Origin of the sequence: Aestuariivirga sp., from assembly GCF_037139295.1 — a bacterium.
Lineage (GTDB): Bacteria > Pseudomonadota > Alphaproteobacteria > Rhizobiales > Aestuariivirgaceae > Aestuariivirga.
The window spans coordinates 1-15,823 of record NZ_JBAXGR010000013.1 but is presented as its reverse complement, the minus strand read 5'-3'; the positions used below and the strand labels follow the sequence as shown (position 1 = coordinate 15,823).

Annotated in this window: 15 protein-coding genes and 1 pseudogene; 3 read left to right on the top strand and 13 right to left on the bottom strand. The window is 63.2% G+C overall.

Going from position 1 to position 15,823, the window contains the following annotated elements; all coding sequences use genetic code 11:
* Window positions 1–67: 67 nt before the first annotated feature.
* A complete protein-coding gene (locus WCJ41_RS05985) occupies window positions 68–1,273 on the top strand; it encodes a hypothetical protein (protein WP_336904929.1) in 1,206 nt (401 codons plus the stop codon).
* A gap of 76 nt (window positions 1,274–1,349) precedes the next feature.
* On the opposite strand, the gene aspS is transcribed toward WCJ41_RS05985, so the two are convergent.
* Complete coding sequence (aspS, locus tag WCJ41_RS05980; protein WP_336904928.1) at window positions 1,350–3,128, bottom strand: aspartate--tRNA ligase; 1,779 nt, start codon at window positions 3,126–3,128, stop codon at window positions 1,350–1,352.
* A gap of 210 nt (window positions 3,129–3,338) precedes the next feature.
* Here aspS and WCJ41_RS05975 point away from each other — a divergent pair, with 210 nt between their 5' ends.
* Window positions 3,339–4,403: a DUF1615 family protein gene (locus WCJ41_RS05975; protein WP_336904927.1), complete on the top strand. Its 1,065-nt coding sequence runs from the start codon at window positions 3,339–3,341 to the stop codon at window positions 4,401–4,403.
* 10 nt (window positions 4,404–4,413) lie between these two features.
* On the opposite strand, the gene WCJ41_RS05970 is transcribed toward WCJ41_RS05975, so the two are convergent.
* Window positions 4,414–5,061: a L,D-transpeptidase gene (locus WCJ41_RS05970; protein WP_336904926.1), complete on the bottom strand. Its 648-nt coding sequence runs from the start codon at window positions 5,059–5,061 to the stop codon at window positions 4,414–4,416.
* 140 nt (window positions 5,062–5,201) lie between these two features.
* Between WCJ41_RS05970 and rimO the strand changes: the two genes are divergently transcribed.
* Window positions 5,202–6,527 (top strand): 30S ribosomal protein S12 methylthiotransferase RimO, encoded by a 1,326-nt coding sequence (rimO, locus tag WCJ41_RS05965; RefSeq protein WP_336904925.1) that lies wholly within the window; start codon window positions 5,202–5,204, stop codon window positions 6,525–6,527.
* Here rimO and WCJ41_RS05960 read toward each other — a convergent pair.
* From WCJ41_RS05960 to tdh, 11 genes and pseudogenes are all read right to left on the bottom strand, one after another.
* Entirely contained in the window at window positions 6,524–7,072 is a 549-nt protein-coding gene (locus WCJ41_RS05960) for a hypothetical protein (protein WP_336904924.1), read from the bottom strand. The two genes, rimO and WCJ41_RS05960, sit on opposite strands and share 4 nt — an antisense overlap.
* Complete coding sequence (locus WCJ41_RS05955) at window positions 6,993–7,421, bottom strand: hypothetical protein (protein ID WP_336904923.1); 429 nt, start codon at window positions 7,419–7,421, stop codon at window positions 6,993–6,995. Before WCJ41_RS05955 ends, WCJ41_RS05960 begins: the two co-directional genes overlap by 80 nt.
* 226 nt (window positions 7,422–7,647) lie before the next feature.
* Window positions 7,648–8,448 (bottom strand): hypothetical protein, encoded by an 801-nt coding sequence (locus WCJ41_RS05950; protein ID WP_336904922.1) that lies wholly within the window; start codon window positions 8,446–8,448, stop codon window positions 7,648–7,650.
* 10 nt (window positions 8,449–8,458) lie between these two features.
* Complete coding sequence (locus WCJ41_RS05945) at window positions 8,459–9,727, bottom strand: MgtC/SapB family protein (protein WP_336904921.1); 1,269 nt, start codon at window positions 9,725–9,727, stop codon at window positions 8,459–8,461.
* A 43-nt stretch (window positions 9,728–9,770) separates the two neighbouring features.
* Window positions 9,771–11,303 carry an acyl-CoA carboxylase subunit beta gene (locus tag WCJ41_RS05940; protein ID WP_336904920.1) on the bottom strand — a complete coding sequence of 511 codons (1,533 nt, stop codon included), beginning with the start codon at window positions 11,301–11,303 and terminating at the stop codon, window positions 9,771–9,773.
* Window positions 11,304–11,388: 85 nt separating this feature from the next.
* Window positions 11,389–12,084 carry an ATP12 family protein gene (locus tag WCJ41_RS05935; RefSeq protein WP_336904919.1) on the bottom strand — a complete coding sequence of 232 codons (696 nt, stop codon included), beginning with the start codon at window positions 12,082–12,084 and terminating at the stop codon, window positions 11,389–11,391.
* Window positions 12,081–12,755, bottom strand: a complete 675-nt coding sequence (locus tag WCJ41_RS05930; RefSeq protein ID WP_336904918.1) for an HAD-IA family hydrolase — start codon at window positions 12,753–12,755, stop codon at window positions 12,081–12,083. The genes WCJ41_RS05935 and WCJ41_RS05930 overlap by 4 nt, the downstream gene beginning before the upstream one ends.
* Window positions 12,752–13,738 carry an RluA family pseudouridine synthase gene (locus tag WCJ41_RS05925; RefSeq protein WP_336904917.1) on the bottom strand — a complete coding sequence of 329 codons (987 nt, stop codon included), beginning with the start codon at window positions 13,736–13,738 and terminating at the stop codon, window positions 12,752–12,754. Before WCJ41_RS05925 ends, WCJ41_RS05930 begins: the two co-directional genes overlap by 4 nt.
* Entirely contained in the window at window positions 13,735–14,118 is a 384-nt protein-coding gene (gene crcB, locus WCJ41_RS05920; protein WP_336904916.1) for a fluoride efflux transporter CrcB, read from the bottom strand. Before crcB ends, WCJ41_RS05925 begins: the two co-directional genes overlap by 4 nt.
* Window positions 14,118–15,122: a magnesium/cobalt transporter CorA gene (corA, locus tag WCJ41_RS05915; RefSeq protein ID WP_336904915.1), complete on the bottom strand. Its 1,005-nt coding sequence runs from the start codon at window positions 15,120–15,122 to the stop codon at window positions 14,118–14,120. The genes crcB and corA overlap by 1 nt, the downstream gene beginning before the upstream one ends.
* Window positions 15,123–15,347: 225 nt before the next feature.
* Window positions 15,348–15,554: pseudogene (gene tdh / locus WCJ41_RS05910) on the bottom strand (L-threonine 3-dehydrogenase); the annotation flags it as partial.
* Between the last annotated feature and the right edge of the window lie 269 nt (window positions 15,555–15,823).

Below are 15,823 nucleotides of genomic sequence, written 5' to 3'. Positions count from 1 at the left end.
GGTGACGTTCATGGGGTGTTCACCTATTCTCGGCCAATACGGCCACGCCCAATGCCCAGGAGACGTCATGAAGTTGTTCCATAAAATCCTCACTGCCGCCTGCCTGTCCTCGGTGGCGCTGATCCCGGGCCTTGCCCAGGCTGACGATGTACCGCCAGCGGTTCAGGCCTTCCTGGACAACCTCCAGCGGCAAACCTCCGTGAAGCCGACCTACGACAGCCTGAAGGTGGACGGGGGCAACGTCACCATTACCAACCTGTCGCTCGCCAAGCCGGCCAAGGATGCCGAACCAGCGATGAGCGTCAAGACGGCGGAAGTGGACCTGACGGACATCACCGACCAAGGCAATTCGCTCTGGCAGATCGGCAAGGCGAGTTTCACCAACACGGCGGTGGAGGTGATCGGCAAGGACACCAACGTCTCCGTCAGCATTCCCGGGGCATCGGCCGAAGGCTGGTACATCCGCGCCCTGCCCGCGACGCCAACACCCAAGGACGAGCTGCTGGCAAACCTCACCTTCGCCAACAAGATGAATTCAGGACCGATCACCATTACGACCTCGGGTCAGACGGTGAAGATCGACGGCATTGCTACCGCCTGGACAGGCGACCCGGCTACCGGAATCGGCAAGTTCTCGCTGAAGGTCAACAATCTGGCTGTGCCCGAGGCAGTGCTGGCGGCATTGGACGCCGGCAACATGTGGAAGCAGCTGGGCTACAACGGCCTCCACTTCGACATCGGCACCGAAGGCGACCTCACCCCGTCCGGCGACAACCTGGCCTACAGTTTCAAGCTGTCGCTGGGCGCGCGTGACGTCGGCTCGCTCAGCCTCAACGCCGCCGTCGACAACCTGCCGGTTTCTGCCTACGCGCAGATGCTGAAGGACCAGATGGCCGGCAAGGGCATCGACTTCGCCGCCATGTCGCCGCAGCTACAGGGTGTCGAGATCAAGGGCGGCTCCATCCGCTTCGACGATGCCTCGATCACCAAGAAGATGCTGCCGCTGGTGGCCGCCATGCAGGGCATGGACGAAAAGGTGCTGCTGGCCTCCATCCCACCCACGGTGCAGCTCACCCTCGTGCAGTTCCAGCACGAGGCGCTCACCAAGCAGGCAGTTGACGCGGTGAGCAAGTTCCTCGCCGACCCCAAGAGCCTCATGCTGAGCATCAAGCCAACGGCGCCGATGAAAGTATCGGAGTTCAGCGCGCTCGATCCGGCGAAGCCTGGCGATGCCATCACCAAGCTTGGCGTAACCGTGACGGCGAACGAGTGAAACATCAGCACTCTGCACTGGCCAAATGAAAACGCCCGGGCATGCCCGGGCGTTTTTCACTTCACGTGGGGCGATCTCACGCCTCAGGCAGATTCAGCCGGATGTGCAGTTCGCGGAGCTGCTTGGGGCCTACCTCGGAGGGTGCACCCATCAGCAGGTCTTCGGCCTGCTGGTTCATCGGGAACAGCACCACCTCGCGGATATTGGGCTCGTTGCACAGCAGCATGACGATGCGATCGACGCCCGGCGCGATGCCGCCGTGCGGCGGTGCGCCATACTGGAAGGCGCGATACATGCCGCCGAACTTCTCGATCAGCACGCTCTCGGGGTAGCCGGCGATCTCGAAGGCCTTCTTCATCACCTCGGGGCGATGGTTGCGGATAGCGCCTGAGGAGAGCTCCACGCCGTTGCAGACGATGTCGTACTGGTAGGCGAGGATGTCCAGCGGGTCCTTCGTCTCCAGCGCCTCAAGGCCGCCCTGGGGCATGGAGAAGGGGTTGTGCGAGAAGTCGACCTTCTTGTCTTCCTCGTTCCACTCATACATCGGGAAATCGACGATCCAGCAGAACTCGAAACGGTCCTTGGCGGTGAGGTTCAGTTCCTCGCCTACCTTGTTCCGCGCCTCACCGGCGAACTTGTAGAACTTTTCCGGGCGACCCGCGACGAAGAAGCAGGCATCGCCCACGCCGAGGCCCAACTGGGTGCGGATGGCATCCGTGCGCTCCGGCCCGATGTTCTTGGCGATGGGGCCAGCGCCGCCCTCCTCGCCCTCGCGCCAGAAGACATAGCCGAGACCCGGCTGGCCCTGCGCTTGGGCAAAGGAGTTCATGCGGTCGCAGAAGGCGCGGGAACCGCCCTTCGGTGCCGGGATGGCCCAGACCTCGACCTTGGGATCGCCTGAGATCATTCCGGCGAAGACCTTGAAGCCCGAGTCCTTGAAATGCTCGGTAACGGCCTGCATCTTGATCGGGTTCCGGAGGTCCGGCTTGTCGGAGCCATACCAGCGGATCGAGTCGCGATAGGCGATGTGCGGGAACTTCTGGGTGACGGGCAGCCCGCCGCCGAATTCCTCGAACACGCCGCGCAGCACCGGCTCCACCGCATTGAACACGTCTTCCTGGGTGACGAAGCTCATCTCGATGTCGAGCTGGTAGAATTCGCCCGGCGAACGGTCGGCGCGGGCATCCTCGTCACGGAAGCAGGCGGCGATCTGGAAGTAGCGGTCGAAGCCCGACATCATGATCAGCTGCTTGAACTGCTGCGGCGCCTGCGGCAGCGCATAGAACTTGCCGGGATGAATGCGTGACGGCACGAGGAAGTCACGCGCGCCCTCGGGCGAGGATGCGGTGAGGATTGGCGTCTGGAACTCGAAGAAGCCCTGGTCGGTCATGCGACGGCGCAGCGAGTTGATGATCTGGCCGCGCTTCATGATGTTCTTGTGGATGCGCTCACGGCGGAGGTCGAGGAAGCGATAGCGGAGGCGAATGTCCTCCGGATACTCGGTATCGCCGAACACGGGCAGCGGCAGTTCGGCCGCTTGGCTGAGCACCTCGATGTCGGTGGCAAAGACCTCGATGAGGCCGGTGGGGAGCTCTGCGTTCTCGGTGCCGGCCGGACGCGGGCGCACCTTGCCGTCCACACGGATCACCCACTCCGAACGCACCTTTTCGGCGGTCTTGAAGGCGGGCGAATCCGGATCCGCCACCACCTGGGTCATGCCGTAATGGTCGCGCAGGTCGATGAACAGCAGGCCGCCATGGTCACGGACGCGGTGAACCCAGCCGGAAATCCGGATGTCCAGTCCGGCATTTTCGGGGCGGAGCTGGCCACAGGTGTGGCTGCGATAGGCGTGCATTGAGTCCTCACGAGAAATCAGGTTTCGGGGCGCTAGAGCGCATGGAGGGGGCGGTTTGTCAAGGAATGGCTGCCCCACAATTCGCCGCAAAGCCGCCCCGCTTGCACCATCACTGCCCATTAAGTCTTTGCCACTGACATGAAACGACTTTTCGTAACCGCCCTAGCGGTTCTGACCCTCCCCCTGCCCGTCCGCGCCACGGAACCAGAGATGACCCGTGCCGATGTCCGGGTTCTGGCCCAGCAGATCGTGCCGCCGGGCAAGGACGCCCCTGGCTGGGCGTCGGACATTTCCAGCGCGCTGGAAATGAATGCCATCCGGCCCACACGCAGCAATGTCTGCAGCGTGATGGCGGTGATCGGGCAGGAATCGACTTTCACCGCCAACCCCGAGGTGGCCGGGCTGGGTCGCATGGCAGAACAGCAGATCCTGCTGAAGCTGTCGTCGCTTCCGGTGCTGCCGGGAGCCGCCGCACTGGGTGTCGAGATCTTCCTCGCCACCAAACCCGCACCCGAGAAGAGCTATCTCTCGATGATCCGCTCAGCCAGGACCGAGCGCGACCTCGACCTGGTCTACCGCAACCTTACCTTCTACCTGTTCAGGGAATATGCCTCGACAAGGCTGCTGAACGCGGGCGCTGTCGCGCACCGCATCGATGCCGCGAACCCGGTCTCGACCCTCGGTTCCATGCAGGTGTCCGCCGCCTTCACCATCGCGGAGATCGAGAAGGCGAAGAACCGCCGCCTGGGCTTGGGCGCGGTCTGGAAGCTTCGCGATGAACTCTACACGCGCAAGGGTGGGGTGGCCTATGGCACGCGCATGCTGCTCGGCTATCGCGCGGAGTATCCTTCCCGTCTCTTCGTCTTCGCCGACTATAACGCCGGCCGCTATGCCAGCCGCAACACCGCCTTCCAGTACATGGTTGCGGAGCTCTCCGGCAAGGACCTGGCGCTGGACGGCGACCTGATGCTGTATGAGAGCGGCAAGCCAAAGGCGGAGGCCAGCGTCACCGAATTGGCCCTGCGGAGTCTGACGCTGATGGACAATGATTCCCTTCGCGCTGACTTGCTACAGGAGAAGGACTTCGCCTTCCGCGATACCGACACGTACCGGATCGTATCCACGGCCTTCACGGAGAAGGCCGGCAAGCCCGCTCCCTACGCCATGCTGCCGCAGATCAGGCTGAAAAGCCCCAAAATCCACCATCACATGACCACCGAGATCTTCGCCCGCGCCGTCATGCGCCGCTACGACCGGTGCATGGCGGCGCGCTAGTTGCTGCGCCTCAGTTGAACCAATTCTTGAACGGATTGCTGCGCTTCACCTTGTCGGTGGTGACAGTACCATCGGCAAAGAGGCCACCCTTGACGATGACGCGGGTGTTGGCGGTGCCCGTCTTCTGGACAAGCGCGAAGAGCTTTGCAGCATTGTCGGGATGAAGGCGCACACAGCCGTGCGACGCGCGGCGGCCGAGGCTCTTGACGTGATAGCTGCCGTGCACGGCGTGTCCTTGACCGGTGAAGAAGATCGAATAGGGCATCGGCGCATCATCCCACTCCTTCGAAAAGTGTTCCTTTTCGAGGCGGAAGGGGCGGAAGGTTCCTGATGGCGTCTCGAAGCCCGGTGCACCCGTCGAAACCGGCCACTTGTAGACCTCGTTGCCGTCGAGCTCGACGGTCATCTTCTGGCTGACCTTGTTGATGGTGATGATCAGGCGCGGCGGCGCCGGGGGAGCCTTCTTCTTGGCAACCTGCTTCTTTGCGGCTGGCTTTGCCACGGCCTGCTTTTTGGCCGCGGGCTTGCTGGGGGCGGGCTTCGCTGCAACAGGCTTGGCCTTCTCTGGCGGCGGGGGCGTGGTGCCAGTGGCGGCCTGTGACGCTGCAGGCAGCAGCGAGGCGCTGAGCGCCAGAATAAGCTTACGTCTTGAAATCATTTCACCTTCCCCACTACAACACGACCGTGCAACGCGCCGAAGCCATTAGACCGGATTATGCCGGAAGGCGAGTGTTTCGTGAAGTGTAGCGAAGCGCGAGTGATTTGCGCTTTCTGGCCCCCTCCGCTATGGACCCTGTCATGAACAAGCATGTCCCCAAGGTCGGATTGGTCTCGCTCGGTTGCCCCAAGGCGCTGGTCGACTCGGAACGCATCATCACCCAGCTCCGCGCCGAGGGCTATGTCATGTCGTCCGGCTATGAGGATGCCGATGTCGTCCTCGTCAACACCTGCGGATTCCTGGACAGCGCCAAGGCGGAATCGCTCGCCGCCATCGGCGAGGCCATGGCCGAAAACGGCCGGGTAATCGTGACGGGTTGCATGGGGGTCGAGGCCGACACGATCATGAAGGCGCACCCGGGCGTTCTCGCCGTCACCGGCCCGCACCAGTATGAGGCGGTCGTCGGCGCGGTCCACAAGGCGCTGCCGCCGATGCATGACCCGAAGATGGACCTCGTGCCGCCGCAGGGCCTGCACCTGACGCCAAAGCACTATGCCTATCTGAAGATTTCCGAAGGCTGCAACAACCGCTGCTCCTTCTGCATCATTCCCTCGATCCGCGGTGACCTCGTCTCGCGTCCTGTCGCGTCTGTGCTCTACGAAGCCGAGCGACTGGTAAAGGCGGGCGTGAAGGAACTGCTCGTCATCAGTCAGGACACGTCGGCCTATGGCGTCGACATCAAGTATGCGACGTCAAAGTTCCACGGCCGCGAAGTGCGCGCCAAGTTCTACGACATGGCAAAGGAACTGGGCGACATCGGCGCATGGGTGCGCATGCACTATGTTTACCCCTACCCGCATGTCGACGAGGTGATCCCGTTGATGGCGGAGGGCAAGATCCTTCCCTATCTCGACATTCCCTTCCAGCATGCAGCTCCCAATGTGCTGAAGGCCATGAAGCGCCCCGCGAACCAGGAAAAGGTGCTGGACCGACTTGCCACATGGCGCTCGATCTGCCCGGACATCGCCATCCGCTCCACCTTCATCGTGGGCTTCCCCGGCGAGACGGATCAGGACTTCGAGTATCTGCTGCAGTGGATGAAGGAAGCCCGTATCGAGCGTGCGGGCTGCTTCAAGTACGAGCCCGTCTCGGGGGCCAAGGCCAATGATCTGGGCCTCCCGCAGGTGCCCGACGAGGTAAAGCAGGAACGCTGGGAACGCTTCATGGAAGCCCAGCAGGAAATCTCGGCTGAAATCTTCCAGGGAAAAGTTGGCCGCGAGATCGACGTGCTGGTGGACGAAATCGACGAAGAGAACGAGGAAGCCATCGCCCGCTCGCCCTGGGACGCGCCGGAAATCGACGGCAATGTTTTCATTCCGGGCGCCACGGACCTTTCACCCGGAGAGATGGTCCGTGTGAGGATCGTCGAAGCGGAAGAATACGACCTGGTCGGAGAGCGGGTCTAGACCTCGCGGCCCTCAACGAACATACCGAACAGCACGGCCACCGACGCGGTGACGAAGATGACCGTCAGCCCACTTGCGAGTATGGCAGTAGCACTCGCCAGCAGGGCGGAAGCGCCGGCGGTTCCGAATTGCAGGGTGATCAGGAAACTGGCTGCCCACATCACTGCAACAAGAGCGGTGACCGCAAAGGTGAAGGCGGCGAGCGGCAGCGGCTGGCCGCCGCTATCGCGCCAAGCGTCGCCTAGCCCATAATCCTCCCGGCCCAGCGCGATGGCGACGAGCTTTATCGACAGGCGTTGCACAATGGGGAGGCCGCCCAATATGCCGAGCAGTGCGGACCCGGCAATGTTCAGAGTCCACGGATCTTGCAGCCATTCGGACGCTGGTGGCACGGCGCGTGGGAATTCGGGCAATGTGTAGCCCGAGAATTGGACGAGCAGCGGCAGCGCCACAAAACTGATTAGGCTACCCAACAGGAACACGCCCGAGCAGGCGAACCAGATGAGCAGCGCATTGCAGGCGAAGCGCCAACACTGGACGGTCAATGCGCAGCCGGTCCCACCCCGTGGCGATCTCGCCGAGAAGAAGGAAGCGACTCCAGCTTACGGAGAGCGAGGACACGGCAAGCAACTTCACCGCCAACAGCAGGCTGACCAATACCACGCTGTCCTCGTCGCCAGTGGGTGCGGGGTGCAACAGCAGAGACAGCGGATAGCCTGGCCCCAAGCGCGCCGCCAGGTCGAGACCGGCGAGAATGACAAGCCACGGCCAGCACATCCTCAGGGCTAGGCCTGCATTCTCCCACGCCGAACTGATGCCAAAGCGAAGCGCCGGCGCGATGCGGAACTCAGCAGCAGCGAAAGGCCCGGCAAAATTCATGGCAATGCCCGCCATGGCAGCACCCATGCGCAGCGGTCAGCAACTGGAGCACTCGAACACAGAGCTGGCATGATTTCTCTTTCCCATTGTCATGTTGCGTCAGAGAAATCGTTTGTGCAATCAGAAAGAGATTTTTATACTGATTTCGATACCTCATCTTGGCCTGGGTCGGGGTTCGTCTTGATGCCCACCACGTCTGGCGCAAAGTTACTGGCACCAATCCCTTCCCGCGGTCGCCTGATCAGCGGAACACACGGTAGAGTGCAGCGGGCACGCTGTGGAGGATCAGCAGCGCCAACCAGGCAAGGATTGCAATGGCGGCCCAAGCCACCGGCCTCACCCAGGGCTGCGGTAGCGCCTGCTGCGCGAAGAACGCCCCGGTGCCCAGCGCACCCATGACCGCGAGGCTGAACAGCAGCCAGAAGGTGAAGGCCAGGAAAGCGATGCGATTGCCGCGCGACACGCGATAGGCTGTCATTACAGTATACTCGCGATCACCCGACGCCACGGCGGCAAGCCAGCTCAAGAGGCGATAGAGGCTGAACACCGCCGAGAGCCCGATCAGCACCGTAACAGCCAAGCCAAGCGGTCTCGCCGCCGCACCCAGCTGAGCCGACAGGGCAGGCACAGCAGCCATCATCACAGCAAGGCCTGCGGCGACGTGAATGGCGAGCACCACGAGCAAGAGGAGAACAGCCGCCATGTAGCGCCACACCACACCATCCAGCCGCCAGCGCAGCACCCCCCGGGGCCGCTCGTCACGCAAGATGCGGCGGTTCCAGTTCACACCCATTGAGAAGCACGCAAGCAGCACGCCGAGCCCCAGTAGACCGAGCGCGCCCATCGCGGCAGGCGATAGCGATTTGAAATCCGGCAGCCCGATGCGGAATGCCACGTACCAAGCAAGTGCCAACAGCGGCAGCAGCAGAATGGTCCAACCGATCACCAAGCCCAAGGCGAAGAAGCTATGGCGGAACGCCTTCTCGATGGCGAATTCGATCGCCTCCATGGGCGGCAGGCTGCGGCGCTCAGGCACTGTCATGCTATTCCCCTCAAAGATGGAGGGAGGGTACCAGAAGATAGCTGACGACCGCCACCGCCATTGCAGCGATGTTGAGCAGGAGGAGCGTGATACCGATCCATATGCCACCAGCGATTCCTGCATAAACGGCCTTGGCGATGGTGTTGACGCCAATGCACAGCAACACCGCCCCCACCCCGATGGCCGATGCGGGGCCCATGTTGGCGACCGACAATGTCAGCGCGTCGACGTCGGCGAGGCCGGAGATGGCTGCGACCGCCATCAGCCCGCTGTCGCCGAACAGGCTCTTGGCGATGCCCGCCGCCAGCATGACGATGCCGAGAATGGCACCGAACTTCAGCACTTCGGACAGCTGGAAGGGGTTCTTGTGGACAAGGCCTTCGGGCTTCTGGTCGTCGCCACCCCGGCCTTCGCGCCCGATCAGGAGCCATGCGGCAACGGCCTGAAACACCGCAGCCCCGAGAAGCGGCACTGCGAGGGCCACGGCGAGAGAGAGATTGATGACACCCGCCAGGACGAGAACGCGTGCCATCATCACCGCTCCCGCCGCCAGGATGCTGCCCGACAGGAGACCCAGTCGCGCCGCATTGTCCCGCGCCAACCGCGCCAGGGTTAATGTCACGACTGTGGACGAAACGAGGCCACCCATGGCCGCTGCCAACACCAGTCCGCGCGAGGGTCCGACGAGTTTCACCGAGATGTAGCCCCCGAAGGAAACGGCCGCGATGAGGATCGTGATGAGCCACAGCTGGTGCGGGTTCAAGGCGCCCCATGGGTCGATGGCGCGATCAGGCAGCAGCGGCAGGGCGATGAAGGTCATGGCCGCCAGCAGCAAAGCCGAGCGCAGTTCCTGCGAGGTGATGCGGGAGAGGAAGCCGTGCAGGGTGGACTTGTAGGCGAGCAGGCCCACCGTCACCACGCCTGAGCCCGCCGCGATGCGCATGTCGCCCAGTACGGCGACGGCACCAAGCATGAACGTGACAAGGGCCGCCACCATGGTGGTGGCGCCATAGACACCCTCGCGGGTATTCTCGCGCCAGATGAATACGGCCATCACGGCGGAGGTGGCGATGAAGCCTGCTGCCAACAGGATGTGGTCGCCACTCAACGACAGGCTGCCGAACAGCCCGCCCAGCAGGCCGATCAGCGAAAAGGTTCGGATGCCCGCAGCCCGCTGGCCCTCGCCCTCGTCACGCTCCTTCCAGCCGCGCTCGAGGCCGATGACGAAGCCGAGGGCGAGTGCCAGGCCGAGGCGGGTAGCGAGTTCCTGCAGTTCCATCGTGGGCTTAGCCTAGCCCAAACGACGTGGCGTGCCGAGGGCATTACAGCGGGATGTTGTCGTGCTTCTTCCAGGGGTTCTGGAGTTCCTTGCCGCGCAGCATGTTGAGGGCGCGGGCGATGCGCTTCCTCGTCGAGTGCGGCATGATCACCTCGTCAAGGAAACCGCGCTCGGCGGCGACGAAGGGGTTGGCGAAGCGGGTTTCATAGTCCTTCACCCGGGCCTGGATCTTGGCCGGATCGGAGAGTTCCGAGCGGTAGATGATTTCAGCAGCGCCTTTGGAGCCCATCACCGCTATCTCGGCGGTGGGCCAGGCATAGTTCACGTCGCCCCGCAGGTGCTTGGACGCCATGACCACATAGGCGCCGCCATAGGCCTTGCGGGTGATCACCGTGATCTTGGGAACCGTCGCCTCGGCATAGGCAAAGAGCAGCTTGGCGCCGTGCTTGATGAGACCGCCATATTCCTGCGCCGTGCCGGGCAGGAAGCCGGGCACGTCCACGAGCGTCACGATCGGGATGTTGAAGCAATCGCAGAAGCGCACGAAGCGCGCCCCCTTGCGGCCCGCGTCACTGTCGAGAACACCCGCCAGCACCATCGGCTGATTGGCCACGATGCCCACGGTGCGACCGTTGATGCGTGCGAGCCCCGTGATGATGTTGCGGGCATGCGCCTCCTGGATCTCGAAGAAGTCGCCCTCGTCGACCATCTTCAGGATCAGTTCCTTCATGTCATAGGGCTGGTTCGGGTTCCCCGGGATCAGCGTGTCGAGCGAGGGGTCAAGGCGCTCGGCGGAGTCGAAGCTGGGGAGTTCGGGAACGGGCGAGGTGTTGGAGGACGGCAGGAAGTCGATGAGGCGGCGCATCTGAAGCAATGCTTCAACGTCGTTCTCGTAACCCTTGTCTGCAATGGAAGATTTCGTGGTGTGGATGGAGGCACCACCGAGTTCTTCGGCAGTCACCGTCTCGTTGGTGACGGTCTTCACGACGTCGGGACCTGTCACGAACATGTAGCTCGTGTCGCGCACCATAAAGATGAAATCCGTCATGGCCGGTGAGTAGACGTCGCCGCCTGCGCAGGGGCCCATGATGAGCGAGATCTGCGGGATGACGCCCGAGGACAGCACGTTCCGCTGGAACACCTCGCCATAGCCGCCGAGCGCGTTGACGCCCTCCTGGATGCGCGCGCCACCGGCATCGAACAGGCCGATGATGGGCGCGCGGTTCTGCAGCGCCATGTCCTGGATCTTGGTGATCTTGCGGGCATGGGACTCCGACAGCGAACCGCCGAACACCGTGAAATCCTTGGCGAAGACATAGACCACGCGGCCATTGACCGTGCCCCAGCCAGTGACCACGCCGTCGCCCGGCAGTTTCTGGTCTTCCATGCCGAAATCGGTGCAGCGGTGCTCGACGAACATGTCGAACTCCTCGAAGGAGCCTTCGTCCAGCAGCAGCGCGATACGCTCGCGCGCTGTCAGTTTGCCCTTGGAGTGCTGCGCGGCGACACGCTTTTCGCCGCCACCGGCCCGCGCCTGCACGCGGCGGGCTTCAAGCTTCTCGAGGATCTCCTGCATGGGGCACTCCGGGAAAATTCGGTTGTTTCAACAGGTGTTAAGGCCGCAAGCTGGTCCCGTCAAATCAGGCGAAAGGTTATGAGTCTCAGGCGCGCGCCAGTTCCATGAAACGGCAGCAGACCGTGAATTCCTTGTGCCGGCCGACGCGCCTGTCGCGAGCCTCGTCATCCTGGCCCCAATGCTCGATCTGGTAGTCCTCGTCCACGTGGGCGGCGGCCCAGGCGGCGTCGGGGGTGATCGCCTGCCGGGCCAGCATCATGGCGATGAGGGCGGAACCGGTCAGGGTCATGATGGTGTAGAAGGCGGAAAGATCGAAGTCACTCAGGCTTTTCAAGGCCTCGCCAAAGGCATTGATTGCGGCTTCGGGTTGCGGGCGGTGGATGATGCCGTCGGTGACTTCAAAGGGTGCGTCGAGCGCAGTGCGGGCCCAGTCGACCACCGGGTCCCACATCTTCAACTGACGGGCCACGAGGTCCGGCGGGCGCGCGGTGCGGTAGCACACGAGGTCGGAGTTGGCGTAGTCCAGCACCTCGGACTCGATGGCCTCGCGGTAGGCCGACACCCGGTCGATCGCCGTATTCGCGAGCTTTGTCAGGTACATGGTTGCAGGCTTGATCTCCTCACCCTGCTCTGCCCATTCGGCAGCGACCGCCTCGGCCAGCGCGCGGGTTGGCAGCACCAGCGGGGCCTTCATTGGGGTCTTGACCGGGCGGGTGTCGAGGGCAATTCCCAAGTCGTCGGTGACGGTGACGTCCTTATAGAAGCGGCGGCGGTTGGTCATGCGGCGCTTTCCTGCCAAAGTGAGTCAAGCTGGAGATCCAGCTCATTGAAATCATTGGCTATGGTGTGGGCGCCGGCCTTGGTCAATTCGACTGCGGGATGGTTGCCCCAGGTGACGCCGGCGGCCCAGACACCCGCCGCGCGGGCCATGGCAATGTCGTAACTCGTGTCGCCGATCATGATGGTTCTGGTTGCCGCCGTAGCTGCCTCAGCAAGTGCCGTTGCGATCATCGACGGATGCGGTTTGGATGGATGGTCATCGGAGGTTTGCACCGTCGCAAACCACCCTTCCCAGCCATGCTTCTCGATGAGGTGGGCAACGCCGCGGCGCGACTTGCCGGTGGCGATCCCCAAGGCAGTGTCGCCCCGTGCCCGAAGTTTCACCAGCAGCGCCTCGGCGCCGGGGAACAGCGTCTCGGTGTGCTCGCCATTGGCCCGGTGTTGCCAGAAGGCCTCCTTGTAGGCGGCGGCGAGGCGCTCGTGGCTGGTGTGATCTTCCGCCGGCGTGAGGGCCGCCATGGCATCGACCAGCGACAGTCCGACGATGGACATCATCCGCGCCCGCTCCGGAACGGGCAGCCCCTCCGCCCGGAAGGCGGCGGTGAGCGAGGCGGCGATCATGGCCTGGGAGTCGACCAGTGTGCCGTCGACGTCGAAGATGGCGAGCTTCACCCCTCGCCCTCCTCGAAGCGGCTGGCATCGAAGCCGAACAGCGCGAAGCTTTTCATCATGTGCTCCGGCAGGGGCGCGGTGATGTCGATCGTCCCCTCGCGCGGGTGCGGGAAGATGATGCGGCGGGCGTGGAGGTGGAGATTCCTGTCCATGCCGTCCGGCATGTCATCGAGCCCGCCATATTTCTCGTCGCCCATGATCGGCGTGCCGATGTGGGCCATATGGGCGCGCAGCTGGTGCTGGCGACCGGTGACGGGCTTCAGCGACACCCAGGCGGCGGCGGGCGGGGCCTTGCCCACGACGCTGTAGAAGGTGACGGCGCGCTGCTCGTCCTCCTCCTCGCCTTCGCGCGAGGCGCGCATGCGGTCGCCGTCGGGGCCCTTGGCCTTGATGAGGGCCACCTCGATGCGGCCCTGCGCGGGGCTGGGCACGCCCTTGACCACGGCCCAGTAGGTCTTCTTCACTGCCCGGGTGGCGAAGAGCTTTCCCAAGGCTGCGGCGATGGAGCGACGCTTGGCGATGACGATGATGCCGGAGGTGTCGCGGTCCAGCCGGTGGACCAGCAGGGGCCGCTCGCCCAGCTCGGCACCCAGCCCCATCAGCAGACCATCGAGGTGGTGATGCGTCTTGCTGCCGCCCTGCACGGCAAGGCCCGAGGGCTTGTTCAGCACGAAGATGTCGCGGTCCTGGAACAGCACCATGGAATCGAACAGGCGGCGCTCCTGCGGGGTCAGGGGCTTCACGTCGGCCTTGGGCGTATCGGCGGGGCGCGTATCGAAGGCCAGCGGCGGCACGCGGATTTCCTGGTCGGCTTCGAGCCTCGTATTCGTCTTGGCGCGCGCACCGCCGACGCGCACCTGGCCGGTGCGGGTGAGCTTGTTCAAATAGGCGAAGGTCACCTGCGGGAAATGCAACTTGAACCAGCGGTCAAGCCGCATGCCCGCCTCGTCGGCCGAGACGACGTGCCGTTTGACCTCGTTCATGCGGCGTAAAGCGTGCGGATGAGGTTCATGCCGGCGAAGACGGCCAGCAGCGAGATCACCACAGAGGCCAGCGCATAGCTGCCAGCTGCCACGAGCTGCTTCCTCTCCACCAGATAGGCAAAGTCCAGCGAGAAGGCCGAGAAGGTTGTGAAGCCGCCGAGGATACCGGTGATGAGGAAAGCGCGCGTCTCCTGCCCGACGTGGAGCTTCAGCGCCATCAACTCGGTCAACACCCCCATGATGAAGCAGCCGAGGATGTTGACCGTCAGCGTGTGCAACGGGAACTCGGTGCCGAACATGCGGCCAGACCAGACATTGACGCTGTAGCGCGCCGCCGAGCCGATGGCGCCACCAAGGGCAACCCACAGGATCACCGGCATCACAGCCAGCCCTTGCCCTTGAAATAATAGTAGGGAAGCACGGCGGACATGATCATCAGCAGGATGGCGAAGGGATAACCCAGCTGCCATTGCAGCTCCGGCATGAAGGCGAAGTTCATGCCATAGATCGAGGCCACCAGTGTGGGCGGCAGGAACACGACGGCCGCCACCGAGAAGATCTTGATGATGCCATTCTGCTCGATGGAGATCAAACCCAGCACGGCATCGAGCAGGAAGCTGATCTTGCCGGACAGGAATGTGGCGTGATCGGTCAGCGAGACGATGTCGCGCTGCAGGATCTTGATGCGCGCCTTGTTCTCCTTCACCTGCTTGTTCTCGCGGGTCTGGTCCTCGATCGCCTGCATGAAGGCGATGGCGCGGCCGATGGACACAAGGCTCTCGCGCATCTTGGAGACGAAGTCGCCCTCCTCGCCGATGTTCTCGATCAGCTCCTGCAGGTTCACGCCCTTGCGCGGGTTCTGCTTGTGAACGCCGGCCAGCGTGCGCTTGGCGCCGAAGGTCTTCTTCGAGGTGTCGTCGACGATCTGGCCGGCGCGTTCCAAGTGGTCGGCGGCGCGGTCGACAACGGCTTCCAGGAGCGAAATCAGGATGCCCCAGCCGTTCATTGTGGTGGCCTGCGGCTTCATCGCCCGCTTCACATAGGCCGGGAAGGCCTGCGGATGATGGTAACGCACGGTGATCAGCGTCTGATCCTTGATGATGAAGGTGACGGGCGAGGATTCCGGCTCGTCGTTCTCGCCGCGGCGGATGAGGTTCGCCGTCATGAACACCGCCCCGTCCTCCTGGTAAAGCCGGGATGAAGCCTCGATCTCGGCCAGTTCTTCACGGGTGGGAATGTCGATCCCCAGCACGCCCTCGACCTTGGATTCCTCGTTGGCCGTAGGCTCCACCAGGTCAATCCAGACCGCATCCGGCGGCAGTTCCGGGGTATCCGCCGGGAGCTCGGTCAGGCAGCCATTGGCCGCGCCATAGATATTCAGCATGGGGGACTCGGGAAAGCAGGGTTACGGGAGTTTCACTCCCTCCGTAACCCTGATGGGCGGGATTGGCAAGGTGGGGTGGGAGGAGCCGGATAACCTGCCCGTTTTCCAACGTCCCAACAGTTCATCATGCCCGGGCTCCGACCCGGGCATCCATCAGTGGCAAGAAAAGGATACGCGGGTCAAGCCCGCGTATGATATTTGGTGAGAACGGCGAAAGCCATTGACTCAACCCCAGTCGAGCGCGTCCGTGCCCCAGCTGCCCTGCTTCATGAACGCGAAGCCTTGTGCAGAATCGATCGCCTTCTTGCGGTGGGTGATGACCTTGCGGACGTCGATGCCGGACTGCAGCATGGCGATCATCTTGTACCAGGTCTCGAACATCTCGCGGCCATAGATCCCTTTGATGGTGAGCGACTTGAAGATCACGCCATGTTCCGGGCTCTGGGAACGCGGGATCACCCCAACACCTCAACGCCAAAGCACAATCGATCTATGATCCGCGCCCGCATGCCTTGCCCGCAGGGACGTCAAGAAGCTGTCATGATTGACTCCTAGCTTCCCGACGAAATCAGTATTTATTCTTAGCCAGGTGAGATTTCAGATCCATGTCCGACACGCCCGTGCACACCCCGTCCATGCTGGACAGCAGCCCTCCGAAGCTGTGGACCAAGCTGCTTTTCGTGGCGGTTCTCGCTGGGGGC